Below are 26,673 nucleotides of genomic sequence, written 5' to 3' on the forward strand. Positions count from 1 at the left end.
TAAATTTTCTATTATATAAGAAAGGAAACAAAATAATGGTGAAATTCAATATACACAAACTTTTGTACGGCATATTCGTTATAGCCGCTATCTTGCTGATGTTCCCTAAATTTTCTTACAATGATCCCGATACCTTCTGGCATATAGAGCTAGGACAATATATGATCGAGCACGGACAAGTTCTACATCATGCCATACATACTTTTTACGGAAATAAGCTGCCCTACGTCCCACATGAATTCGGATTCCAGCTGCTCGTTGCCCCGCTTTATGCAGCGTTTGGATGGCCGGGTGTGTATATTTTGACCGCTGTATGCTTGTTCTTTTTAGTGCTCGGATTGCTTCGGCTGGGTAAGGTTTCACGCAAAGAACTGGGACTTCCGGAAGACCATGTTCTCCTGCTCCCTTTTGTGCTGCTAATTTCTTGCTGGATTTATTATAATTATTTCAAAGGCCGTCCACAGATGATCTCTTCGTTTATGATTGTCTGGTTTTTCGTATATTTGCGTGAATATCAAATGAGTGCTCAAAAGAAATATGCCGCTGCGATGATTGCCCTTTCTATTGGCATTGCCAATTTCCATGCAGGAGTATGGCTTGTAATTGCTGTATTTACAGGGATGGCCTTGCTTGAATCATTGATCCAAAAAACGCTGAATGAGCGTAAAATTATAGTCTTCGGTCTCATCTGGTTAGTTGGCATTCTAAATCCAGGCGGCGTAAAAAGCCTCTTGTTTATTTTGACAGTAACGAAAAAGAACTTTAACCTGCTGATTAATGAATGGCAGCCGATTCGGTTCAACAGCTTGGATAATTTGCCCATTCTACTGTTGCTTTTGTTCTTTGCCTGCACACTTCCTTTTGCACTCCAGCGTAAACCGTTCCGTTTTTTTCTTATGCTTGGGATTCTATACCTCGGTGTATCAAACTTCAAGCAAAACCTGTTTATGTGGCTGTTCATTCCCTATTTTGCGGCTGTATTTTTTGATGCGCTTCCTGAGTTCACCAAAACAGGTATTCTAGTCCGACAAAGTACATTACGAGGGTTACTGGCAGTTGGTCTGCTGCTAAACATTGCTTATCTGTTCCTTGTACCACCAGTTATTGACGCTAAAAAATATCCTGTAGATGAAATGGACTATATTCTGCAGCATACACCTGAAGGTACACGTCCCAAAGTTCTCGCCCACTACGGTTCATCCGGCTATGTCATGTTCCGAGGGGGAGATGTGTTATGTGATGGCAGACAAGATCCCTTCGTGACAAAAGATTCTCTTGGCGTATTGGGTTGGACTGCTTTTGAACGCTCGATGCACGGATTCTCTGAATACCTTCCCGAGATCGTTAATTACGATCATCCCGATTATGTTATTACGAGCAAAAAGGTCTCATATAAGCTACTCAAGGAATGGACACAAAAATTCGGTCAGCCCGTATTTACAGGGACCTATGGCAGTGTCTTCTCGTTTATCCCAGAGTGATGATCCGGCTCGTTAATTCCTCACTCTGTAGAACGCAAAAAAACGCTGACCTGAGGCAATCTAGCCAATAGTCACCGATCCGCAATTAAGTATTCTGATTAATAACATCCACATGGTAAGGATATACATAATTACGACAAATAAGAAAAATAAGTTAGTAAAATATCAAATCTAGCGTTGATTGTTCCTAAATTGTATAGTATTTTATGGAAGAAAGGTAATTTAAAAGAAGGGAGGAATTAAAAATGGACAAGATGTGTATGGAAATGATGATGAACATGTGTATGGATGATATGATGTCTAAGATGAACTGTATGAAGATGGGCATGGAAAAAATGTCTGAAATGGGCATGATGGATATGAACATGGATATGATGATGAAAAAAATGCAGGACTGCGATGAAATGATGACTATGTGTATGACAATGATGCGCGAAGGAATGCAAATGTCTAAGTAGCCTATAGACCATCGTAAGTTTGGCAGAGCAGACTAACTGCATGCCTTTTTTTATTTTCTTTTTTATCACAATGTGGGCTTAAATTATATCCTGATATATCTACTCTGAATCTTCTTCGATAGATTAATCCGTTCCTGCTTTAACTCCCAGATTTTCTCTTTCCACCGATACTGCTCTACTGGATCCACACTTTCCCTCAGCTTATTAAATAAATCCATTAATATTGCATTTATATCGTCGAATTGAATCCACAGCTCGTTCACACTTTGTTCTGTTGTCTCAGCATGAGAAGCCTTACTCAGCTTATTCAAACGGTCTATGATGTCAGCTTGCCACTGTCCATCGTTAATTGCTTTGGCGTAGTTTAGAAGATCCAGATAATCATCGACAGACATTTTCACCGACTCCTTATTCTGTGTATACCCAGTATTATACTCGGCATTATAGAAATTGCAATAGTCTATCTGCAGAAAAGGCATCTTCTCAGATGCCCCCGCAATGTTATTCCTAATCTGTTACTGGATTTTCCCACCTTCAACAACAAGCTCATCGGTATATCCTTCACCGTAAATTTCATTTAAGGTTTCTTTATAGGCTTGATGGATAAATTGTTCTTTACCAAGGGTATCAAGTTCTGTATTAATCCAGTCCAATAATTCCTTATTCCCCTTTGCCACTGCTGGAGCAATTGTATCCTGACCCCCGAAAGCAGGAATGCTGACCGTAAATCCAGGATTTGATTTAGCCCAGGCAATGAGTTCTGTATTATCGTTAGCGATTGCCGCCCCCCGACCATCTTTAAGCGCTGCAAAAATCTCGGTGTACTGATCGAATTTGAGCAATTCAATATCCGGATATTCTTTGGTAAAATAGGTTTCCGCTGTCGTACCTTTAGCTACAATGAGCTTTTGCTTGTTCCCTTTTAATTGATCAATGGAAGTGATTGGAGCACTGTCTGGGGATACGATCCCAAAGGATAATTTCATGTACGGATTAGCAAAGTCCACTTTTTCTTTTCTTTCCTCGGTGACCGTAAAGTTAGCCATAATGATATCAACCTTACCCGATTCAAGATAAGCCACGCGGCTGGCAGCATCAACTAATACAAATTCAACCTTCGATTCATCCCCCAGCAGATCCTTGGCAAAGCGTTTGGCAATATACACATCAAACCCTTGGTTTTTACCCTCAGCGTCCACATAACCAAAAGGTGGTTTGTCTGCAAATACGCCGATCTTAATCTTCCCTTTCTTCTTTAGCTGTTCAATAGAAGTGAATTTAGAAGATGCTGAGTTTCCGTTGTTATCCGAACTATTGCCGCAAGCAGCTAATCCCATCAATAATATACTTACACTTACCAGCATCGTTAGCCATTTCAAACTTTTCTTCATTTCTCTTCCTCTCCTATTTCTATAATTTTTCGTACTGAAATATATCCAGAAAATGCTGGGCACGTTCTGTCGCAGGGTGGGTAAAAAATTGTTGTGGGGCAGCGATCTCACATATCTTTCCTTGATCCATAAACACGATTCGATCCCCAACCGATTTGGCAAACCCCATTTCATGAGTCACGATGATCATCGTCATTCCTTGCTGAGCAAGCCCTAAGATCACATCAAGCACTTCCCGAACCATTTCCGGATCCAAGGATGCCGTCACTTCATCAAATAACATAATCTCCGGGTTCATACATAAAGCTCTTACTATAGCTATTCTCTGCTTTTGTCCACCGGAAAGCTGGCGTGGATAGTCCAGTTTACGCTCTAGCAGCCCAACCCGCTCTAAGAGCTGTTCCGCTTGCTGCGTTGCTTCTTTAAGCTCTCTCTTTTGTACTTTCAGGGGGCCTAGAAGAATGTTATCCATAACCGTCATATGCGGGAATAACTCATAATTTTGAAAGACCATTCCGATATGCTGCCTAACTTCACGCCAATCTACAGCAGCCCCCGCAAGGTTCTGCCCGCGATATTGTATCGCCCCTTCCTGAACCGGTTCCAAACCGTTAAGACAACGCAGGAACGTACTTTTTCCACAGCCAGAGGGACCCAGAATAACGATTACTTCTCCTTTTTCCACCTGCAATTGAATGCCGTCCAGAACCTTTCGCTCTCCAAAATATTTATGTAATTGTGTAACCTCCAGCAGGAGTTTTCCGGAATCCTCCATTATAACCGTTCCTTCCTAAGCCTTAATTTTGCCATCTGCTTTCAACTTTTTTCGAAAGTCTGGATAACGGAAAACATACAGAAAAATATAATATAAAGATAAAGCCGTATACCCAAAATGAAGCGGTGGGTGCTTTTATCACGCCAAGTTCAATAATCTGCTGCCCGATCTTTACCACCTCAATCACTCCAATCAGCACCACCAGTGATGTTGTCTTGATCATTCGTGTGGCAAGATTAATCATTCCCGGCAGCATTCTGCGTACAGCCTGCGGGATCAAAATATGCCGATAAAGTTGACAGCTGCTCAGACCTAGCGCCCTGGCAGATTCCACCTGATGTTTTGGCATAGATTGCAAAGCTCCACGAACAAGATCCCCAATCTCAGCAGCTCCCCATAAGCTGAACACCAATATAGAGGTAGCCTCCCCGCTGATATCGATATGAAGTAATGGAGAGAAACTGAAATGTACTACATACAGCCACACTAGAATCGGAATAATTCTAAAGGTCTCCAAATAAAGACGTAATATAAACCTTAAAGGCCTCGATCCCAGCGTCCGGAGCAATCCCATAAGGATACCTAATAACGTACCGATTCCAATAGAGAGGAATGAAATTTCAATCGTTACAAGTAAGCCCCCTAATAATCGTTCGAAATTAGAACCTTCAAAAAGCACCTCAATCCCCGAATTCTGCATATCTCACCTTCCTTTCCACCCAAGTCAATAAAAGCGATAAGGGCAGGACTAACACCAAATAGGCGACTACCAGAAGGAGCAGAGACTCCGCTGTTTTGTAATGCATGCCGATCAAGTCTTTTGCCACATTCATCAAATCCATTAAAGCAATGGCACCTACAATAGAGGTCTCCTTCAGCAGAAAGATCGCATTTGCCCCTAAAGAAGGAATACTTATCGCAAAGGCTTGGGGAAAAATAACATATCTGACCAGCTGCAGCTTAGACAGTCCAATGCTCTGACCTGATTCAATCTGCGTTTGGCTAACTGCCTCGAACCCACCACGAAAAGCCTCCGTCATATAGCTCCCGCCCAAAAATATCATGCCTACAATCGCACAGGTCATCTCACTAAAGTGAATTCCGATCTTAGGTAAGCCATAGTAAAGAAAAAAGAGCTGCACAAGTAAAGGGGTGTTCCGTGAAAGCTCAATGTAGATCTTAATAACATCACTTACGATTTTGACCTTATAGTACAAGACGATACTAAACAGTAAGCCAATAAGGAGTGAGAAGACAATAGCTAACAACGCTAGCTTCACTGTCAGCCACATCGCCTCACTATAAAGCGGCAAACTCTCATAGATAAACTCCCAGTCTAAATTCATATCTGAGTAACCCGATCCCCTTTTCTTAATTTCTAATAATTATCAAAATCTTACATTAAACCTTACGTGTGGTGATATGATTTTATTCATACTATTCCAAGTAAATAACTACATTTTAAAATTCTTGTATAGTAGTCCACAAAAAAAAGAAAACCGCTAAGAGATTAGTCTTAGCAGTTTCCTTTTTCTATAGGCTAAACCTTTCCACATTCTAACATCCCACTACCAATAGCCTCGGATGCCAGTCTGCAAGCGGATCAACGCTTCCAAATAATAATAATCTCCCCAAATCATATGACCATCAGGCACACGTCCACCTCTCACATGATAAGAACCATGCTCTAAAAGTCCCTCTGCTTCCGGATTTCCAGATGTCGCATAATGTTCCACTAGGGATTTCATGCTACGGTGTAAAGCAACTTCATAAATGGCCCGGTCCGGATCATCTACGCCTAGGTGATCGAGCAGTTCCAAAAGACCGGCCGCAGCAATCGCCGAAGCCGAGCTGTCGCGAGGGGTGTCCGCTCCCACTGGCACATCGAAATCCCAATAAGCCACACTGTCCTCCGGTAGATGGCTGATAAAATAATCCGCTAGGCTCTTAGAGGTCTTAAGAAAATCCTCATTCTGCGTATAGCGATACGCCAGAGCAAAACCGTATATTCCCCAAGCTTGACCCCGTGTCCAGGTCGATCCGTCCTCATAACCTTGATGTGTTCCCCCACGAATTGCATTTCCGGTAGCCGGATCAAAATAAAAAGTATGGTAAGAGGAGGCATCCCCACGCACAAGAAATTTCCGGCTCTTAAACGCATGTTCGAGCGCTAGTTCATAATAGCGCTTATCTCCTGTTTCCTCCGCTGCCCAGAACAATAGAGGTAAATTCATCAAGCAGTCAATAATGATACGTCCCGCATTCTCCGGGTCACTCTCCAGTCCCCAGGCCTGAAGAATCCCTGCTGGTTCACGCCAGCGCTTGCACAGCGTGTCCGCAGCTTGCAGGCCGACAGCTCGCGCAGCTTCGCTGCCCGTTATTTTCCACTCCGCTACTGCAGTCAGTGTATACAAGAAACCAATATCATGATGGTCCAGGGCAATGTGCTGATCCAGACGATGCTTGAAGTCCCCTAACCAAGAGGCTGCCGCCTCCCTATAGCATGAATCCTTACTATATTCATAGGCAAGCCAGATCATCCCAACATAGAAACCCTCTATCCAGTCGTCGTTGTCTCCCCATTCGTACTGTTGCCCCTCAGCGATATGAGGCAGTTTGCCCGGATGGTTAGCCATATTGCTCCCAACTTTGTGAATCGCATCCTCAATAGCCTTATTCCACATCTTTGTTTCTCCCTTCCCTTAAATCAACAGTATGCAAAAGTGTATCGTTACTAGGTTCGTATACAGCAACCCTTCCGTCCGAGTGCCATTGAATAAGCGGTGGTGAAGCAAGACTTGCCTGGTTCTCCGGAGTATTCGTCGCTCCGAAGACAGCAGATATCAATACTTGATCTCCCGGTTCCAGTCTGGAGCACAAGCTCGGAAGAAGTGTCCGCGGCTTCAGCAGATTGGTATTCGGCTCGGGATGTACGCACTCTCCCCGATCAAAGCCGCTTAGCCTATGTATGGCACTGATTCCCCAGGGCAGCTGCACCGAAACAGCAGTGTTTGATACCTTAATGGTTTCCCGTTCACTGTGAGAGAAGCCAGCTGACTGGCCAATGGCAAATCCACCCTCCGCTACATCCAGCCGCCGGGCAGTATGAATGCTGTGAACACGAACATGCCATAGACCTGCCGGAATAATCCATGTCTCCACATCTACATCACTCCAGGGATGCCAGCGGGAATATACATAGCTGTCTCCGATTTCCCAGGTCTCGCAGAATCTGCGTACCCGATAGTGTTCATCACATTCGCATAGTGCGAGTGTAGAATCGTAAGCGCCTTGAACCAACCCGTAACCCGCTTTTGGGACACTAAAGCCAAACAGAGTGGAGTATGCAAATTTAGAATATTTGGCTGCACTATGGGCCATATCAAAATTAGCCATCTGGCCAGAGGTATAGGCAATAACATGCCTGTTTCCTTCCGGACGACTCACAAGCATTCGCGCCTCTTGGAGAGCCCGTACCTCTTTCAAAATAGGCAGCGGCTCTTCCTCCGCCTGCCAAAAAGGATGATCATCTGGCAAGGCAAGAATAAGCATAGCTTTAAAGGCCCAATACGGAGATCCGGGGGCGTTGTAGCTCTCTGTCATAACTAGATTCGGATAAGCATATCCGATGCTAAGCAGTCCGTCTAATCCCATAATAGGTTGTTCAAACCACCAACGAAAATGGCGCATAATGATTCCCTTAAGAACGCCATATGAAAAAGGAACCACTTCTGCATACACCAGCGCGCTCCAGAAAGAAACCTGTGCAAAACGATAGGTCAGGCTACGACCAAAAGGAAGTGCGCTTCCGTCCTCAGCGAACCAATAAATGAAATCCTCGGCAAATCGTGCGGATCTTTCCCGATAAACAGCAGCTCTCTGAGGATCATCATCCGCCATCAGCTTAGCGTATATCAGCGTATAATAATGCATAGCAAAAGCAATATAATAGTCCCTCTGATCGGTCAATCCATCGGAATACCAACCATCACCAAGATAGTAAGTATCGATCTTCGCTAGATAATCATCCATTATGCTCTGATCATAAGGCAATCCGACTTTCTTGAAGCCCACATTCACAAGAACCGTGAACATCAGCCAGTTATTCGGATTGGAACGATCCACATGATTAATCTGATTTAGCCAGTTATATACATTCATTTTCTGCGTGTCGCTCAGTGGCTCCCACATTTTATGTGGTGCAAGAGCAAGCCCCAATCCCAACACGGCCTGCTCTACCATACGCTGATCTTTGGTAGTAAATTGCCCCCAATATTCTTCATGCTCCGGGTCTGTTCCGTTGATGATCCCTTCCAGAAACATCGGCCAGAGTGCACTTTCCCCTCCACCGCTGACATGAGGAACAAGGCCCCATAAAGGACGGGCGAAAGCTTCCATAAGCGCTGTAGCTTCATTGTAAATCGATCCTGTAGCGCCCATATTAATTCCTGCACAACCAGAAGTAAATCTGCTCTCCAGTGGAGTATATAGTTCATTTAGGAACATCTGTAATTCATTTTTAGTGGCCTTTATTTCCACAGCAATGTTTCCTCCTGTCCACACTTAATGCCAAGCCGCATATTCGCTAGGTCTCATGCCCATTTCCCGTTTAAACAGCTTGATGAAATAACTTTTGTTGGCATATCCCAAATACTCGGAGATCTCTTCCACTGTCTTTTCAGATTGGTTAAGCAGCTCCTTTGCCTTCTGAAGCTTTAGCATATTTACATATTCAATGAAGTTCTGGTTTGTTTCCCGTTTGAATAAGCGGCTGAAATAACTGGCATTTAAGTTAAGGCGGCCTGCCATGTCCTCCAGCGTTATTTTCTCCGTCACATGACTAATCACGAACTGCTGGGCTTTGATGACTTCACTCCGTTTAGACTTGATGGAGAACATACTTATTTTCCGCGCTAATTCCTCCAAGTACTGCACCAGCCATTGTTCCAAATGCTCCAGAGTTTCAATGTCACCAACCACGCTAAATAGCTTTTCTTCGGTTATAGGCAATGGAGATTGCAGAAGCTGTTTCGTCTTCATCTGCAAGTCCATCAGCAAGCGAAGCACACATTCCTTGACTTCATTCGGATGGAATTTTTGCGAGGCCACCCATTCCCTCCATTCCTTTACATGAACGCGAAGCTCCGTGTTCCTGTTCAAGGCAATATCATCATTGATAACAGCGTACAAGGTTCCATATTCAGCATAAATATCTTCTCCGGAAAAGCAGACTTCTTCAAAACGGTGAATTCCCGCCGCAGGGAGATAAAAGCGCTGTATTTTCTCCTTCAGCATCCGCTGCAATGTTCCGCGAATTTCCTCAGGACTGCGCGCCTCAGCGCCAAATAAGCAAGAGACAGAAAGTTTAAGATATTTCTGAACCGCAGAGGCTGCATTTTGAATGGAGTGATAGATTGCCTGGTGATCTTTGGAAGGCTGGTCGCTACAAAAGAGAATGACTATCTCCTTATGGCTGTATCTCGAAATAAACAGACTGTGATCAGCCTCAAGCACTTCCTGCATAATATTCTCAACCGCAAAAGAAATCGTATATTCACTCATCCGGCGCACCCTTGAAGCTTCCTCTGGACGGTCAATTACAATAACCAGCGGGATATAGTTTTTGGCATGGATCATAATTCCGTTTGATCGGGCCTGCTCGATCCAAGCCCCCTTGTCCCAGGATTGATACAAGGTATCTTTTAGAAACTTTTCCTTCAGCGCGGCGCGATTTTGAGACTGCTTTTGCTTATAAACCAGCATCTCCGTATGCTGCTGCCTATTCAGTCCCACTTCCGCCACAAGGGTTCTAATCGCTTGCTGTAACTGCTCAATATCCAGTGATTCCTTTAAAATATATTCTCCTACGTTTAATTTCAGCGCTTGCTGGGCGTATTTGAATTCGTTGTGGCAGGAGAGAATAATCGCACGGATTCCGGGCTGCACAGCTCTGAATAGCTCCAGCATCTCCAGCCCGTTCATCTTGGGCATGCCAATATCGGTAATAATGAGATCTGGTGGACTCTGCTGTGCTTTTTCCCAAGCCTCGAGACCGCTATAATAACATCCGGTGAGTTCAATACCGAGCTCGCTCCAAGGTACGGCCTGCGACAAATAACGGATAACCGGATAGTCATCATCCACCAATATTGCCGTCAGCATTCTCCACACCCACCTTTCCGTAATCCAGAGGAAACTCCAGACAAATCTCCGTGCCCACATCAGGTTCACTTTGAATATTCAGCTTAAAAGAAGCGCCATAAATCATACTGAGGCGTTGGGCCACATTGCGTAAACCTATGCCGGAGAACCCTTTTCTGTCCTCCTCTGTAATTTGTTCGCTACTGTATGCGGTTTCACGAAGTCTTGTTAAAGTTTCCGGTGACATCCCGATCCCATTATCCTTAATGGTGATAACCAAGCTTCCCGTAGTTGCAACAATACGAGCTTCAATAAAAATCTCGCCACCAAACTGCTCGAAGCCATGGATGATGGCATTCTCGATCATGGGTTGAATCATAAATCGAGGCACCAGTGCTTCAGCGCTCCCGTCCTCTAAATTCATTTCCAGCCTGACCTGATTGGCATGGCGGAAATTCATTAAAGTGACATAATGCGATATCGTATCTGTCTCCTCACGAAGCGGGATAAACTCATTGTCCCTGTTAAAGGTCATACGGAGCAAAGACGACAGCGAACCAATCAACTCAGCATTCTCCCGATCGCCTTGCATCAGAATATTTAAGCGAATCGAATTCAGCAGATTAAACATAAAATGTGGATTGATCTGCGATTGTAGCATCTCTAGTTCGGCTTTTCTTTTTCCCGTCTGTTCATAAGTGATTTGTTCAATCATAGACTCGATCCGATCCAGCATCTGGTCAATGGTGCGGGCGAGCTGTGCTGCCTCATTATTCCCTCGAATGAACGAACGTTCATCTAACTGACCACGACCTATTCGCTTTACAAAAGCGCTTAATTTTACGATAGGCTGAGTCAGCTTTGAGATTAGAACGGTTAAGAGAACGGAAAACAAGGTAAAGAAAAGAATCTGCACCGCCAGGCTGATAAATAAAATCTGCTTATTTTTTGACAAGGCTGCCTTCAGCGGGATAATGCTGACCATCCGCCATTTGTTGCTGCTCAGCTCCTGATCAACATATAAAAACTTTTCTCCGTCGATTTCCACAGTGTCAAGCTCGCCATCCTTTTTCAACCACGTCATCGTCTCTCCGATTCGGGCCTTATCAGCATGGGAAACTACAGTTCCCTTGTCATCCAAAAGCATCATCTCTTTATCATTATCGTTATTTAGATAAGGACGGAGCTTGCGCTCATTGATATTAATAATTAAATATCCGATGGTACTGCTAGAGGTCGATTGAATCGGCCTTGCAATGGTTACCCAATCAGCTGAGCCTTTATCAGAATAATTGTAGTACGTATCGTGCTCCGCTCTCCAATAAGTCGAGATGGGTTGAATTTGTTTCAGCAACGATGTCCAATTCTTGTTGTAGAAATTACTCGGATTAAAGTCACTGTAAGGATAGCTGGTATAAATAAGACCATTTTTTCCGATTAACGTCACCTTCAAATATTCTGTTAAAACAAACATATCATCCAGCATCCGCGACATACGGTTATACTGAATGATCTGCTTTGGTGCACGGAGCGACTCTGAATCGGCAGACATCATCTGCCTGATCTCGCTGTTCTGGAGCACAAAGTTGGACTGTTCCAGTGTCTGTTCAAATATGGCATTCATATTGGCGCTGGCTGCATTTAAAGATTCTCTTGCGCTACCAACCGCTTTCTCCAGAATGAGATCCCGGGTCAAATAATCAGTAACCATGTAAATGCAGATCAGCGGGATCAGCACGCAGATCAGCGATGACCAGACAAGTTTCTTACGGAGGGATTGATGCTTTCTAAACACGGATTACAGGCCCCACATCTGTTTGAATTTGGAGCAGGAGGCAGAAATGCTTTCCTGCCCCCACATTATAAGCCCCCTTTGAAAAGCGTACAATCAACCTCCGCTTACTTTCCGCTATTGTTCTGAACAACTTCCGTTATTTTTTTATCGATATTGGCAACTGTGACATCCAGATCCTGTTGGCCAAGGAGATACATCTCCGCTTCTGGAATAACGTTGTTCTTAGCTTCATCCGCATATTTAGCCGGAACCTGCGTTGCACCAGGTATCGAGTTCTCCATCGTATATTTCAGAGAATCTACATCAATCTTAGAGGCATCCTTAGAACCACTCACAATTGTATCCACTAATTTGTTCGTATCCGATTTGGCCCAGCCAGAGAAAACGCGTCCACCGATTTCCAGTCCTTCTGAGGTATACCAGCGCACAAAGGTATAGGCAGCTTCCTTATGCTTGGATTTAGCGGCTATTCCCATGTAGGTCGGCTGTACGGGCGAGTAGTGTTTGCTCTCACTGTCAAGTCGGGGAATCGGCGCAAACGCGGTAACAAAGGTTGCCGGAATGGCATCCGTTCCACCCGATTCCGCAACCATCCAGTCGCCCATCGGAAGCATCGCTGCTAAACCGTTAAAATACTGATTTCGGTAGGCTAGTTTTTGCGAAATAATATCCTCATAAGGAGTGGCACTCTTATCTTCGTACATCATTTTCTTCATCATCTGCAGATTAGCCTTAAATTGCGGGTCAAGTGCATTGGAGGTTCCATCAGCTTTTAGAAAAGTATTATCCGTAGACTTGCTCATCAGCTGAAGCTGGAAATAATCCGGCCAATTATGCAGATACGCGCCAAAACGTTTCGTTGCGCCCTCACCCTTGGTCAATTTCTTGGCATACTCTTCGAAATCCGCCCATGTCCAATCGGTCGGAACCGGAAGGCCCGCCTCATCTAACATTTCTTTGTTAAGGAGCACGAACCAGCGCTGCATGGAAGACGGTAACGCATAGATTTTGCCATTGACCGTAGTGTCCACCAGATATTCATCTGCGAGCTTATAACCTTCCTTCTGAATATAGTCATCCATCGGTTCCAATAACCCGATATCTGCACGCTGTGAATAGTTGGTATAAGGCAGTTCGACAATATCCAGCGGATCGCTTGCAGCCGCCATCAAATCCAGCTTCTGCATAGAGGCTACCGAATCACCTTTTTCATTCAGCAAATCTACTTCCACATGAATATCGGGATGCGTCTTCTCAAACTCCGCGATAATCGTGCTCCATTTCGCTTTGGCTTCTGTCTGCCAGGTGCTCAGCTTCAGGGTAACCTTCTCTGCTGCAGGCTTTGAATTTCCACCAGCATCGGGTGCATTAGTCGCTCCTGCATTATTGGTTTTCGCATTTCCGCCGCAAGCGGCCAATGATAACGCCATCGATGTGATGATGAATGCAGATAATAATTTCTTTTTCATTTAGACCCTCCTATAAATGTGTTGGGCATCACTCGCTTAATAACCAGTGACTATGTAACTGCTTACAAGAACATCCTAACATGCAGGATTGACGAGGAAAGTTCTCATATTCTACCGAAGAGAAACTATTTTGACTTTTATTATCCTTTCACACCTCCGAGGGCAATTCCCTCAATAACCTGCTTCTGTCCGAGTGCAAAAATGATGAGCAACGGCAGAATTGCAGATACCGCACCAGCCATCATGAGTGAATAGACATCCCCGTATTGATCCCCGAACAACCGGATCCCCAGCTGAATCGTAAACAACTCTTTAGATTTCAAAAAAATGAGTGGATATTGATAGTCGTTCCAGGTCCAAATAAAGCGCAAAATAGCATAAGTAGCTACAGCGGGACGGATCAGCGGAAAGGCAATCTGTAGAAAAGAGCGAAAATGCCCTGCTCCATCCATCCGCGCCGATTCAAGATACTCGTTGTTTACCCCCATAAAAAATTGCTTGAGCATAAACGCTCCAATAATACTAAAGCTGTTAATCAGGATCAATCCCAAATGTGTGTCAATTAAATTCAGCCAGTTAAACAGTAGAAACTGTGGAACCAACGAAGCCTGCGGAGGAACCATATAAAGTGCCAATACAACTATAAACATCGCATCCCTGCCCGGAAAACGCAGCTTGGAGAACCCATAAGCAGCAAGTGCGCATATCAGCACATTAATTATAGTCGTAGCCAGCGTAATATAAATGGAATTTCCATAATAGCGAGCGAAGTCACCCGACCATACCTGTTTATAATTTTCAATGAGGTTCCACTGCTGTGGCAACCATTGAATCGGAAAGTTAAACACATCTTTCTCCAGCTTAAAGGAAGTGGATAACATCCATAGGAACGGTAAAAGAAATGCGATACCTAGCAGTCCCATGGCGATGGTCCAGAAGGTTCTGGATAGAAGCTCTTTTTTCACTGTAATTTCTCCTTTCCGCCTTTAATAGTTGACCCATTTTTTTTGCGCCAACATCTGCAAGGCTGTAATGATCAGGCAAATAAGGAACAGAACGAGTGCCATGCTAGAGGCGTAACCTGTCTTCAGCTGATTGAAGGCTGTATCATATAACTCGTAGACGATAACGGTCGTGGAGTTAGCCGGTCCACCCTGGGTCAATACTTGTATCAGATCAAAGATTTTAAATGAGCCGATAACCCCTGTTACCAGCAGGAAAAAGGTAGTTGGCGAAATGCAGGGAACCGTGATGTTGCGGAATTTGCGCCAGACATTGGCACCGTCAATATCAGCTGCTTCATAAAGATCCTTTGGAATACTCTGTAAACCTGCAATAAAAATAATAATGTTGTAACCGAGCTGAATCCAGACTTGAATCAACATCAGCGACGGCAGAGCATAATGGATATCAGCTAACCATTTGGGTGGGTTGTTCCACCCCAGTGACATCAGGAATTGATTGACGGGTCCCAGCGAAGGGTGAAACATAACCTGCCAAACCATAGCGATGGCAACTACACTGGAAATGTACGGAAGGAAATAAATTACTTTAAACAGATCCTTCAGAAAAACCTGTTTATCAATCAGGATAGCCAGCAGCAGGGCAACGATGATCGTAACCGGTACTGTGATAATAAAGAGCAAATTGTTCAGCAAGCTTTTCATAAAAGCATCATCATGAAACAGCCTGATGAAATTATCCACGCCCGCGAACTTAATCCCCCCTAACCCAGCCACAAAGTTCCAGTCCGTGAAGCTTAACAGCAGTGAGCCCAGCACCGGGATCAACGTCAAGATGATCAGCCCAAGCATAAGCGGAGCAACGAATAAATATCCCGCCATCGCTTCGCGCGTGTCCATGTTAAGATGAAACCTTTTTTTGCGTATCATAGTTCTCCTCCTTTACTTATCCATAATTGTAGAAAAAGTAAGCGGTCATCATAAGAACTAGAATTGTTCATTTTGGAACGAATTTTACCGATCCAGCAGTTTTATATTCCTTTTGCACAACGCAAAAAAAGCGCGAGCTAAGCTCCCGCAGCAAACAAAATCCATATTAAGTTTTACATAAAGCAATCGCGTTATACCGGCGTAACCTCTACAGCGCCTTTTCCATCCCCGCCCGCACTATTCAGTTTTTTCCGAAAAATCATAAACAAAACCACACCCATCACACTCGTTATTACCTCAGTCACAGTCATCGACCAAATCACACCGTGCAGGCCAAAAATAGAATGCAATACGATAATCATCGGTATAAATAATACACCTTGGCTTATTGCCATAATAGTAGTGGGTGTGCCTTGCCCCGTTGCTTGAAAAATGCTCATAAATAATCCGGTAAATCCATTAAATAAAGCCGAAATCAGCATAGCTGCCAAAATATAAGTTCCCATGCTTAACACAGAAGGATCGCCTGAGAACCAATGAAGAATCGTTCCTCTAAACACATATACTAGACTCACAAAAACAACTGCAATGCCGCCTATATATGCAAAAGCGTATTTGATGCTGGATTTAAGTCTCTCCGTATTTTTACTAGCAAAGTTAAAAGCAAATAGCGGAATCAATCCCAAAAATAAACCCATCGATAAAAATTCTGGAATCTGCACAATTCTTAAAGCCACACCAAATCCGGCGACCACACTCTCCCCATATTGAATGGAATAGTTATTTAACAAAAGCGTGCTGACAATTAAAAAACTGGCTTGCAATAGCTCGGCTGTACCTATTTTATAAACCTCAAGCTGATCTCGTACAGATATCTTAAAATGCTTCAAAAATCCTCTTAAATGCTCACTTTTCGTTTCCAAAAAGTAAATATAATAAATAGCAGAGCCCAAATTTGCTAAAACCATAGCCAAAGCAGCCCCGGCAACATGCCAATTCAGCACGAGAATAAATATAGGATCAAAAATCAAACTTAAAGCCGTACTGATAAAAATACCATACATTGATTCCTTCGAGGCCCCTTCCGAACGGACCAGTTGTTCCAATGCAAAATTAAGCACAACAGCAAATCCGCCTGCAAAAAGAGTGAGCGCGTAAGACTTCGTAAAGTCTAAGGTAGCAGCATCTGCACCAAGCATGCGCGTGATCGGATTAATAGCTAACCAAGCGATGAGCGCGATAAGAAGCCCCACTACAATACTCCCGTAAAAAGTATATCCGGCAACCTTTTTCCCTTTTTCCGTCTCTTTTTGCCCCGCCAAGCGGGTTACAAATGTTCCTCCGCCTACCCCCAATACATTTCCAAAAGCCATTAAAACGGTAAAAATAGGCAGGCCCAGCGTGATTGCGGTCAGCATACTTGTATTGTGCAATAAGCCGATGAAGTAAGCATTGATTACATTATAAATAGTACCCACAGACATCCCAATCATCATGGGAATCGATAAATGAGCGATCGCTTTTTTCATGGGCGCCGACTCTAAATAATATTGATTTGAGAACTCATTTGTCATAAGTGAACCTCCGAACGTTTATAAACTTGAACTAACTTTTTGAAGTAAAGACTTTAGGGTTGCAGTTTCTTCCGGACTAAGCGTCTTAGTAATGCTTGCTTCTACCTCAGAGAAAATCTCATTGAACTCTTCCACTAAAAGAGCACCTTTTTCCAATACAAAAATACTCTTTTGACGTTCATCATTTTCAGGAGTGACACGCTGGATATACCCTTTCTTCTCCAACCCCTGAAGCATACTGGTGATGCTCGCCCCCTTCCTGTTAAAGACCTCCGCTAAATCCTTCTGAATAACCCCTTCTGCTTGATTCTCAAAAATATAGCCGATCATGCGGCCTTGTTGTGAATTCAGACCTAACTCATTTAACCTGGTGTCAGCTGTACCTTTTATTTTCATCCCAATCTCTCGTATTAAATTAGAAAATGGTGTGTCTACAACGGGTTTGTTCATTGTTATTTCCTCCTCTTTTGAATTAGTTAGAACTCTAAGTAACATCATTATCATAATAGATAGAACTCTAACTGTCAAGGTTCTAACTAAATACAAAAAACTCCTCTCCAGCACTTGTCGGCAGACAGGTACTGAAGAGGAGTTTATAGAGAGAATTACATCACAAGTTCTTCTAGGTTTCCGAATAAGCCTTTTGTTGATTTCAGCTTGGATTCATTGCCGACAACAGTGAAATAATTTTGTTCCGTCACAGCCTTAAGCAAATCGGTGTACTGTCTGATGTCTTCCGGTGTGGTCGACAAGATTTCATCCCGTTCCTGCTGCAGCTCGGCCCCGGTTACCTGCTCAAAATAATGCCGGTCCGCCCGCCGTCCCTGAGCGCTTGGGCTCAGCGGCTGGTCCAGCATGGACAGGGTGCCGATAATTGCTTTGGTCATCTCGTCGGCATCCGCTTCATATCCTTCGGTGAATCGGTACGCCTGATCATAAACCTCCAGCGTCTCCTGCAAATTGGGATCACGGTAGGAAGTGAACATCAATATCCCATCTCTGCGCAGCATCAGGCTTCCGCCATAAGCTCCGCCCTTCACGCGCACGGCATTCCACAGATAGGTGAGGCTCATGATTTTTTTGAGCACCTGCATTTTGCCGGAATACGTAAATCCCAGCTTGTTGAAGTCGTAGCCTTTAACCACATATTGCACCTGGCTGGAAGACATAAAACCTTCATTATCCGCATGGCCCTGCGCTGTAATCTTAGGTTTATTCACCACTGGCCGATCCTGAATATCCAGCTTCGCTACATTAGCGGCGAATTCTTCATACAAATCAGGGGTACCCGTCACGCTGATGATCAAATTCTGTTTATTGAATAAAACCGTACAGATATCCTTCAGCGTGTCTGCCACCTCAGCTCCCTGCTGATCGATCTTCTCGGCAAGCTCACGGATAAAGCGGTAATAGGCCACGCCACCCTGTTGTTCCTGATACGCTCCCATGTCCGAAAAATAAGACATCAGGCGGCTGGCCGCGATTTCATTGCCTTTTTGGTTCAGAACCGATTCCATCTGCGAAGCTTCCCGGCGCACGATTTCCTGTAGCTTCGTCAGGTTATCGAGCGCGCTGGTATAGAGCAGCTCGCGCAGCAGATCCAGCGATTCGCCAATATGCCCCGCCATCACCTTAACCTGCGCAGTGAATTTAGGCTGATAACTGGCTCCAGTATCTTTTGCAGCGCCAAAGATCTCATTTTTGAAATGAATGCCTCCGGTTTTGATCCCAATTTCACTAGTGAGCTCTTCAATGCTGTAAGAAGCTGTCTCCATTTGGCCCAATACCTCTGCCAGCAGTACAAGATAAGGAATTTGCTCAGGAGCCACAACACTCGTATCCCAATAAAACTTGCAGTACGCAATCTTTTGAGTAGATACGTCATGGTGGATCAGCTTTAGACCCTCAAGGTTATATTCATGGGATGGCACCTGAGGTTCAGCACTGCGGTTAATGTCCTGTAGAGATAAACTCGGCAGCTTCTGCAAATCCTCGGCTGCATCTGCACGACCTTGCCGCGCCAGAAGATGCTGTGTACTCTGCACAAGCTGCTCCAGCTGGTCTGGTTGCTGTGATAATTTGTATTCACTTAATTGACGCTGGGTGCTCGCTTCCTTGTCGGCTGCAATCGTCTTGGACGGGTTCAGCACCACCAGACTGCAATGATCACTATTCAGTAAGTAGACCTCAATCAGCTTCTCAAAATAACGATCCGTTATTTTTTCCCGAATGGTAGTGAATACCTCTTCATAAAGCATATGAGTAGACGGCTGACCGTCATAGAGCCAGGACTTCATCACTTCGATATTGTAAGTAAGTCCCTTTGGATATCGGCTAAAGTCCGCTTCCCGCAGTTCAAATTCCTTGCTGTTGACCGCCGCCAGCACCAGCTTCTCATCCAGCCCGTTCTTAACCAAGCTGCTTAATGTGGTCTTCACCAGCTCCACGAAGGCATCTTTGGCGGAGGCGTTCGAATGTGTCAGGGTAATGCCAAGCAGCGGCTGAACCATACTGTCGGAATAAAAAGCAAAGGCATCTTTACCCAGACCGCTTTCCAGCAGGGCTTGCTTAAGCGGAGCTGCGTTGCTGTCCATCAGCATGCTTTTCAAAATATCAAAAGCCAGATTCAGTTCCCGATCCGTAGAGGTTCCAATTACATAGTTCAGACTCAAATAAGTTTTGTCGTCGGCCGTTTCTGCTTCCAGAATCGGATAATCCGCTACCAGCTCCGTCATTCCGGTAGGCTGTTGTAGGGGAATGGTGGTATCAAAGCTGTTCTTTTCATAACGGCTAAGGTATTCCTGGTCTATAAATTGCAGCTTCTCTTCAATAGAGACGTCTCCGTACAGATAAAAATAACTGTTGGACGGATGATAATAGTTGCTGTGCGCCTTAAGGAATTGCTCATACGTAAGCGCAGGAATCTCCTGCGGATCTCCACCTGAAGAATGGCGGTAAATCGTGTCTGGATACAACGACTTTTTGATCCTGTCCATCAGTACCGTAAACGGCGAGGAATAGGAACCCTTCATCTCGTTGTAAACCACGCCTTTATAGATCAACTCGTCTTCTGTTTGCTGAAGCTCGTAATGCCAGCCCTCTTGCTCAAAAATCTCCTTTTGCTTATAAATATTCGGCTGAAAGACACTATCCAGGTAGACCTCCATCAGATTGGAGAAATCCTGCTCATTCCGGCTCGCCACCGGATACATCGTCTTATCCCCAAACGTAAATGCGTTCAGGAATGTCTGCATCGAGCCCTTTAGCAATTCTACAAAAGGTTCCTTCACCGGATATTTCTCCGAACCACATAATACAGAATGCTCCAAAATATGAAAGACCCCTGTACTATCTTCAGGAGGGGTCCTGAAGCTCACGCTGAATACCTTGTTGTCATCCTGATTCTGCACGAAAAGCAGCCTGGCGCCGCTCTTCAGATGTTCCATCGTGAATACGGCGGAATCGATCTCCCGGATAAATTCCTCATTAACGACCTGAAATCCATAATATATGTTGCCTGTGATCAAGCGGCTCATAGATTTGCCTCCTCTGCACTGGATGTGATAACTCTATCTGAAGCTTATCATATCCCTGGACGTTTATTCCATTAATAGAAGGCTTCCGGGATTAATTTCTGCAGTCTGACTAAAATTGCCGCTGCCTGCTCACGCACCAGAATCTGCTTAGGATCGAAACGGCTCCCGCTGCCGGTCATTACTTCATGTTCATTCACGGCCTGAATCGCCTGGCGGCTCGCCTCTGACAAACTGGAAGTATCGGCAAACTTCACACGGTCCGGGCTGCCGTACGTAGACAACCGGGCAGCTTTGGTTACCATATCCGCCGCTTCTTCCCGCGTAATACCGCGGTCCGGTTCGAACTTGCCGGCTGAAGAGCTGATAATGCCCAGCTCCTCAGCCTTGGCGATGGTACCGCTGTACCATTTGTCCGCCGGAACATCCTTAAAGCTAGAAGTGGCCTTGGCATCGGGGAACTCATGCAATAGCCGCAACAGCAGGGTCAGAAATTCAGCCCGGGTCAGCTTCTGCTTAGGAGCCAGCACATTTCCGCTGGCACTCACGCCCTGAATATATCCGCTGCTGAGCGCTGTTGCGATATCCAAACGTGCCCAAGATGCGACTTTATTGGCATCCGTAAAGCTCGCCAATTCCGGTGAAGAGACATGCAGCGCAAACGTCCGTTTGGAAAGTGCTGGAGCGGCATCTTTACGGTATTTGGTGACTTGCACAGGATAGACACCGGGCTTCATGCCGGCAAAAGACACCTTTCCCGTGCTGTCAGCCACTACGCTTTTTCCTTGAAGTGTCACAGTAGCGCCGAAAGCCGGAAGACCGCCCAGCTGACCGTTTGACTTGGTGATATGGAGGGAAAACGGCATATTGGCGCTTGCGTATCCACCCATTTCCTGGCCGTTTTTATCTTTCCATTTTACTTCCATCCGGTCAAGCAGTTCTGTATCATCCGCGTAGTAAACAAGCAGCTGATCCCCATTGCCTATTGTCAGTCTGTACGGGCTATTCTCAGGATACATCCATGCACTGCCCCCGCTGAATACAGCAATCTTCCATTCTCCGCGTCCATTGTATCGCCCGTTCTGAATCCCTTCTATAGCTGTGAAGGCTGGTTTAGCTGCATCCGCATTCAGCTTATACGCCAGACCCTTCGCCTGTAAAAAAGCTGCCGCTGCCTTCACAGCATCTCCGCCAACAATATGCCCCCCGGCAAGGGTGCCACCGGGTCCTTCGACCTGAATCGTTGCCCGGTCAAGTCCAGCATGATGTAGTCCGCTATACAGCATGCCAGCCTGCTTGGACAGCAGCTTATAGGAAGTCAGGGCAAGGTAGGCTTGCACAGTAGCGGGACTATCGTTTCCTCCGCCTGCTGTCTGCGCAAAGCCGCCACCCGTAAGCTTCCGCGCCAGCAAATGGTCCAGCAACGAGGCTCCGCCTTCCTTGGTGAAATCTGCTGCATCAACTCCCTGCGAGGATAAAGCAACAATCACCTGCGCTGTCGTCGTAGTTTTACCATCGAATCCTCCGTCTAGCTGCTGCTTGCTCTTAAGCCACTGCAAAGCCTTCTCAATCGGCTGCGCAGTTTGTTCTGAACTCACTTCGGAAGCAAGTGCCGTCAGTACCCAGGCAGTAGCTACCAGATCTCCTTGCTTCTGCCCGGCCAGCGGCCAGCTGCCATCCGCTAGCTGCATATCAAGCAGCTGATAAAACAGCAAATCGGGGTAACGGTTTGTCCGCTCCAATGAATTTGAAATGGAGTTCTTCGAGGTAATATAGGCGGCTGCTACCGCTGCTGCCCCTTCCGAATCAATTCCGTCATGATTCATCAGGAATGGATAAAGATCAATACCCGCGATGTTGTTGATGTTGCCCCCCGCAGCACTGTAAGCCAGCGCTGTTCGAGTTAGCCCTGCCACCTTGGTGAACTTGCCCCGCTGTTCCAGAATCTTATCGGCAGTCTGCTCCAGATATCCCTTGGGCAGACTACGCCCATTCTTGAAGAAACCTACGGCTGCTTCGTCCGGGAATGGCTGTATCGTAAGCAGCACATTCTGCGCCCCTTCCAAGGTACTCTGCATCTCCGCTGTGAATACCGCGGTTGTCTTTTGTGCCGGAGACGGCTCCGCCATTACCCTGCCACTCAGCAATACAAGCAAAATACATAATGCGGTAAGTGTAACCTTCCTTATCGTCCTGTTTATGGGTGTTGCTCTCATATTCATTCTCCTCCAATGTAGTTTGCTAGAACTTTATAAGGTTAGACGCAGCGAAATGGGATTTTGTTCCTGACTATGTTTCAATATACATTTTTATCCAGATAAGAATAACAAAAGACCGCACAGCTACCCGCTTACACGGTAGCCGTACGATCTTTTCAAAACCTTTATTCAGCCTGGCCAAACCCCAGCTCACGGTATAATGTCTGCTCCAGATAATCGTGAAGATAGAACCGGGATTTCACAAAATGCTCCGCCATATCGGATGGCTGGTAACGCTCCAAAACCGCTTTCATGCGAGGCAAAACGTTCTCACGTCCACGGCGATTTCTCATGTAATTGTTCAGCAGCGAATGCCATTCCGCATCGTCTCCCGGATAGAGCTCCCAGCGGTAGACATATTTGTGGATCGCCCGCGAACGGTCCGTCGCCGCTTCAAAATCATGCATAATGGCAATCAGCTCTGCTTCATCCTTATGATCCTTCACCTTGTCCAGCAGCTTCCAGATAACATCATAATAATCTTCCAGCTGATAATTCCCGAGCTGAGCATGACCTGTTCTAGGATCAATGCCATGAAACCGCTCCATGAATCGATCGATAAATGTTGAGGCGTCCGCTTTGCGGTTCCAGGCCAAATCGGCGTGCAGCAGCATCGGATACCACGTCGTCTCGAAGATACCATAAGGAACGCCAAGGCTGAACGGCCCCGTCCAGTTCGTGGCGACGATGCAACCGAGGTCCAGCTTATCCGCTGTCTCCGCCCATTGGAGCAGATTATCCGTCCGGTTCAATAGTACCGGATAATTCTGATGTTCAGCCCAGTCAAAGCTGCGAACCGCCGGTGCTCCCATAACCTCGATACCTAGTGACCTGAATTTATCCGCAAGAGAGGAAACCTCAGCTTCGATATTACGTCCGTTGTATATCCAGATCATCGCCGCACTCCGCTTATCCAGCTTTGCCAGTTCTTCCGGCGGGCATTTGTCCAGCATGTCATGCCAGAAAATCGCTTTTTTACCACGGCTGGCTGTAAATTCAATCAAAGTGTTCAAAAAAGCGATAAATGCCCGCTCCCGTACCCCTCCGAACAACGTTTTACAGCGTTCGCATTCACATAAGCTGTACACCTCGTCGCAGCCGAGGTGAATATAACGGGAATCAGGATGGGTATCCATCATCCCCTGTAACAGATCGGTAATCAGCTCGAAGGATTCCGGATGCGACGGGCAGATCTCCCCGAGGGATAACTCCGTTTCGCGCAAGTGCCGCCAGGTGTCGTGGCGGAGCACATACTCCAGATGTCCAAAGCTCTGCTGCAGCGGAATGATCTCAATAAAATATTCATGGGCTGTGCGTTTCAGCTCCTCTAGCTGTGTGAGGCTTAATGAATGCTGTGGATGCACGAATTCCGGGTACTTCTGGAACGGGAATTTATCTTCGTATTCAATCAGAACCGCATTCGTTTTATACCGGGCAAAATCCGCCAAATACGATAGTAACAGCTCTGGCTTGGAAAATGTCTGGCGAAGATCAAAATTCATCGCCCGCAAAGTAGTGTCAGGCCAGTCCGTGATAGACACGGCAGGAACTTCCCCTGCTGACTTACGCAGCTGTAGTAACGTTTGCAGCCCGTAAAACAGCCCCGGCGCGTCCAGTGCTTGGATTACCATCCGGCACTCCGACACCTCCAGCCTGTACCCTTCCGCCCTACCGTTAAGCATTTCCAGATCCACTTCATCTGGCTGAGCTCCTTTCGTTTCTGGCAGCAAGGGACTCTGAAGAATAAGTGAATATCCTTTTCCCGAGATAACATGTGTACATTCCAGCTCCGGAAACGCCCGACGGCAATGAACCACCAGTCTCGGATCATGCTGCTCCATGTAGAGGCTCAGGCTTACATCCTCGCTGAACTGAAAAGCTTCTCCCTCTTTCACTTGGATCTGCTTCGGTTGCGGTATCAAGCTCTGCATCGTTCTCCTCCTAATCTTTGCTGTAATTCATTACTGCAAGCCCTGCTATGACCCTTTTTCCAGCATTCCAGCACGGTAAGTGTCCTGTCTTCATAGCAGAAGCTCACGAGATCGGCAGGCGCTCCAGCCCTAAGCCCTGCCGCCTGCTCCAGCCCCAGCAAAGTAGCCGGATGAACAGAAGCACAATCCCAGGCTTCATCCAGCCGGGCTAATCCAGCCTCCGCAAGATAGGCTACCTGATCTGGAAGCATCATGGCGGAGCCTGCCAGCAGCTGCGGATTACCGGCCAGATGCAGCCGTCCTTCTGCTGTTAATACAACCTCTCCACCGATGTGCAGGTGGTAAGTTCCCGGCAGCATTCCGCTCAGTGATACAGCATCGCTGACCAAGATGGTGCGGCTGCGCTTCATCCGCAGAATTACTTTCAACAGAGCAGGCGGCAAATGTTGGCCATCTGCAATCATACAGCCGTATAGTTCATCCGCCGCCAGCTGCTCCCACAAATAGTTGGGATGACGGGGCAGCGTCAGATGTGTGCCATTGCCGAGATGCGTAGACATCACCGCTCCTGCGGCAACCGCCTCCCTTATCTGTTCGGGAGAAGCTGCTGTATGCCCGATGGAAACAAGGATGCCTGATTCGCTGCACCGGGCGATAAATGCAGCGGCGTTTGGCCATTCCGGGGAGACGGTGAGGATACGGATAAGCCCTTCAGCCGCTTCCTGCCAGCGGCACAACATATCCCAATCCGGCGGGCCAATATGTTCCCTTGGATGGGCGCCGCGTGGACCCTCTTCTGCTGATAGAAAAGGACCTTCCAGATGAATTCCTACAATCCCCCCAGCATCTTCCGGATACAGCGAAGCGGCTTCCGCAATAGCGGAGACCGCTTGAGCCAGCGCTTCTTTGCCATTGGTAATCAGAGTTGGACAATAGCTGGTAACCCCGTTTCCTAGCAGAAGTCGGGACAGTTCCAATACCGTGGCAGGCTGCAAAGGCAGCGTGTTGAGATCCAGCCCCCAGCCCCCGTTCACTTGCAGATCCACCAACCCGGGTGCCAGCCAGGGCCAATCGGCCATGGCTGGACTCTCCGCAAGTTCGGTGACCGAAGTGATTCGCCCCTGCTCGACACTTATCTCAACCGGCAGCCCAGTCTTGTAGTGTTTTCCCTTAATTGACACGTTCATAGGCCGAAGGCAGCCCGATCCGTGAACATCGTGATCTCCGGATGGGTGCGCAGAATAGTAGCTGGACATGCCGTGCTGATCGAATCATGGAGCGCCGCCTGTAAAGCATTGCGTTTGGACACCCCAGGTACAATTCCGTACAGGTGACGGCCAGCCAGCAAGGCTGGTACCGTAAGCGTCAGCGCATGGGTTGGCACCTCGTCCAGCCCGGTAAAACAACCGTCATTCACCTGCTGGCGACGGCAGGCTTCCTCCAGTTCGACCGCTTTGACCAGCTGCGGGTCGGTAAAATTAGCAACTGGCGGATCATTAAACGCGATATGCCCGTTTTCCCCGATCCCGAGGCAAACGATATCAATAGGAGCCTCGCTCAACAGGGCCGAATATCTCTGGCATTCCTGCACCACATCAGCGAGACCATCCAGCAGTTCTACCCGGCCAGGGTTAACCCGACTATATAGCCGATCTGTCAAAAAACGGCCGAAACGCTGGGGAGCCGAAGCCGCAAGACCAATGTATTCATCCATATGAAAAGCATTGACCCGGGACCAATCAATCCCCTGCTCCCGCACCAGCCCCTCGTACAGTTCATTTTGCGAAGGTGCGGCAGCAAACACAATTCGGACCTGACGCGCAGAATCTTGAAGCAAAGCTCTAATTTTCTGCGCAACCTGCGATGCCGCCGCAGCGCCCATTAGGCTACGATCTTCATAAACCTGAACGGACATCTGCTCTACTCTGTGTGTCTCTAACGGTTTAATGATGTCATTCATCCCGTTCATCCTTTC

21 protein-coding genes are annotated in these 26,673 nt (G+C 46.3%); 2 read left to right on the forward strand and 19 right to left on the reverse strand.

From position 1 onward, the window contains the following. The first annotated feature begins 35 nt into the window (after positions 1-35). The gene (locus NYE72_RS22490) at positions 36-1,481 is read left to right on the forward strand and encodes a hypothetical protein (protein WP_326047005.1); all 1,446 of its coding nucleotides are present in this window, start codon (positions 36-38) and stop codon (positions 1,479-1,481) included. 245 nt (positions 1,482-1,726) lie between these two features. Further along, positions 1,727-1,939: a hypothetical protein gene (locus tag NYE72_RS22495; protein WP_038572647.1), complete on the forward strand. Its 213-nt coding sequence runs from the start codon at positions 1,727-1,729 to the stop codon at positions 1,937-1,939. 83 nt (positions 1,940-2,022) lie between these two features. Here the strand turns inward: NYE72_RS22495 and NYE72_RS22500 are convergent, their stop codons facing one another. The 19 genes from NYE72_RS22500 to NYE72_RS22590 all read right to left on the reverse strand — a co-directional run bounded on the left by NYE72_RS22500 (position 2,023) and on the right by NYE72_RS22590 (position 26,658). Further along, a complete protein-coding gene (locus NYE72_RS22500) occupies positions 2,023-2,334 on the reverse strand; it encodes a hypothetical protein (protein ID WP_036683223.1) in 312 nt (103 codons plus the stop codon). Between the two features lie 120 nt (positions 2,335-2,454). Next, a complete protein-coding gene (locus tag NYE72_RS22505) occupies positions 2,455-3,330 on the reverse strand; it encodes a cysteine ABC transporter substrate-binding protein (protein ID WP_076134603.1) in 876 nt (291 codons plus the stop codon). A gap of 19 nt (positions 3,331-3,349) precedes the next feature. Continuing rightward, positions 3,350-4,105 carry an amino acid ABC transporter ATP-binding protein gene (locus NYE72_RS22510; RefSeq protein ID WP_339210422.1) on the reverse strand — a complete coding sequence of 252 codons (756 nt, stop codon included), beginning with the start codon at positions 4,103-4,105 and terminating at the stop codon, positions 3,350-3,352. A gap of 22 nt (positions 4,106-4,127) precedes the next feature. Further along, positions 4,128-4,805: an amino acid ABC transporter permease gene (locus tag NYE72_RS22515; protein WP_326047008.1), complete on the reverse strand. Its 678-nt coding sequence runs from the start codon at positions 4,803-4,805 to the stop codon at positions 4,128-4,130. Next, positions 4,786-5,451: an amino acid ABC transporter permease gene (locus tag NYE72_RS22520; RefSeq protein ID WP_339210424.1), complete on the reverse strand. Its 666-nt coding sequence runs from the start codon at positions 5,449-5,451 to the stop codon at positions 4,786-4,788. Before NYE72_RS22520 ends, NYE72_RS22515 begins: the two co-directional genes overlap by 20 nt. 222 nt (positions 5,452-5,673) lie before the next feature. Further along, the gene (locus NYE72_RS22525) at positions 5,674-6,789 is read right to left on the reverse strand and encodes a glycoside hydrolase family 88 protein (protein WP_326047009.1); all 1,116 of its coding nucleotides are present in this window, start codon (positions 6,787-6,789) and stop codon (positions 5,674-5,676) included. After that, on the reverse strand, positions 6,779-8,644 hold the full coding sequence (locus tag NYE72_RS22530; RefSeq protein ID WP_339210427.1) for a DUF2264 domain-containing protein: 1,866 nt from the start codon (positions 8,642-8,644) through the stop codon (positions 6,779-6,781). The genes NYE72_RS22525 and NYE72_RS22530 overlap by 11 nt, the downstream gene beginning before the upstream one ends. Before the next feature lie 24 nt (positions 8,645-8,668). Beyond that, positions 8,669-10,267, reverse strand: a complete 1,599-nt coding sequence (locus NYE72_RS22535) for a helix-turn-helix domain-containing protein (protein WP_036683135.1) — start codon at positions 10,265-10,267, stop codon at positions 8,669-8,671. Continuing rightward, on the reverse strand, positions 10,242-12,041 hold the full coding sequence (locus tag NYE72_RS22540) for a sensor histidine kinase (RefSeq protein ID WP_339210430.1): 1,800 nt from the start codon (positions 12,039-12,041) through the stop codon (positions 10,242-10,244). The genes NYE72_RS22535 and NYE72_RS22540 overlap by 26 nt, the downstream gene beginning before the upstream one ends. Before the next feature lie 104 nt (positions 12,042-12,145). After that, the gene (locus NYE72_RS22545) at positions 12,146-13,510 is read right to left on the reverse strand and encodes an extracellular solute-binding protein (RefSeq protein WP_076142262.1); all 1,365 of its coding nucleotides are present in this window, start codon (positions 13,508-13,510) and stop codon (positions 12,146-12,148) included. A gap of 140 nt (positions 13,511-13,650) precedes the next feature. Next, positions 13,651-14,433, reverse strand: a complete 783-nt coding sequence (locus NYE72_RS22550; RefSeq protein ID WP_052097522.1) for a carbohydrate ABC transporter permease — start codon at positions 14,431-14,433, stop codon at positions 13,651-13,653. 63 nt (positions 14,434-14,496) lie between these two features. Continuing rightward, positions 14,497-15,402, reverse strand: coding sequence for a sugar ABC transporter permease (locus tag NYE72_RS22555; protein ID WP_036683142.1), 906 nt, complete (start codon positions 15,400-15,402; stop codon positions 14,497-14,499). Between the two features lie 191 nt (positions 15,403-15,593). Continuing rightward, positions 15,594-16,976, reverse strand: coding sequence for an MATE family efflux transporter (locus tag NYE72_RS22560; RefSeq protein ID WP_076100504.1), 1,383 nt, complete (start codon positions 16,974-16,976; stop codon positions 15,594-15,596). Between the two features lie 18 nt (positions 16,977-16,994). Next, positions 16,995-17,426, reverse strand: coding sequence for a MarR family transcriptional regulator (locus NYE72_RS22565; RefSeq protein WP_076142261.1), 432 nt, complete (start codon positions 17,424-17,426; stop codon positions 16,995-16,997). A gap of 155 nt (positions 17,427-17,581) precedes the next feature. Then, on the reverse strand, positions 17,582-20,512 hold the full coding sequence (locus tag NYE72_RS22570; protein ID WP_339210433.1) for an insulinase family protein: 2,931 nt from the start codon (positions 20,510-20,512) through the stop codon (positions 17,582-17,584). Between the two features lie 71 nt (positions 20,513-20,583). Further along, a complete protein-coding gene (locus NYE72_RS22575; RefSeq protein ID WP_339210435.1) occupies positions 20,584-22,725 on the reverse strand; it encodes an S-layer homology domain-containing protein in 2,142 nt (713 codons plus the stop codon). Between the two features lie 167 nt (positions 22,726-22,892). Next, positions 22,893-24,698 (reverse strand): glycoside hydrolase family 20 zincin-like fold domain-containing protein, encoded by a 1,806-nt coding sequence (locus NYE72_RS22580; protein ID WP_038572671.1) that lies wholly within the window; start codon positions 24,696-24,698, stop codon positions 22,893-22,895. Further along, entirely contained in the window at positions 24,686-25,885 is a 1,200-nt protein-coding gene (locus NYE72_RS22585) for an amidohydrolase family protein (protein ID WP_038572673.1), read from the reverse strand. The genes NYE72_RS22580 and NYE72_RS22585 overlap by 13 nt, the downstream gene beginning before the upstream one ends. Beyond that, positions 25,882-26,658 (reverse strand): glucosamine-6-phosphate deaminase, encoded by a 777-nt coding sequence (locus NYE72_RS22590; protein ID WP_076272194.1) that lies wholly within the window; start codon positions 26,656-26,658, stop codon positions 25,882-25,884. The genes NYE72_RS22585 and NYE72_RS22590 overlap by 4 nt, the downstream gene beginning before the upstream one ends. Positions 26,659-26,673: the final 15 nt, after the last annotated feature.

Source organism: Paenibacillus sp. FSL L8-0333 (assembly GCF_037965665.1).
GTDB lineage: Bacteria > Bacillota > Bacilli > Paenibacillales > Paenibacillaceae > Paenibacillus_AQ > Paenibacillus_AQ odorifer.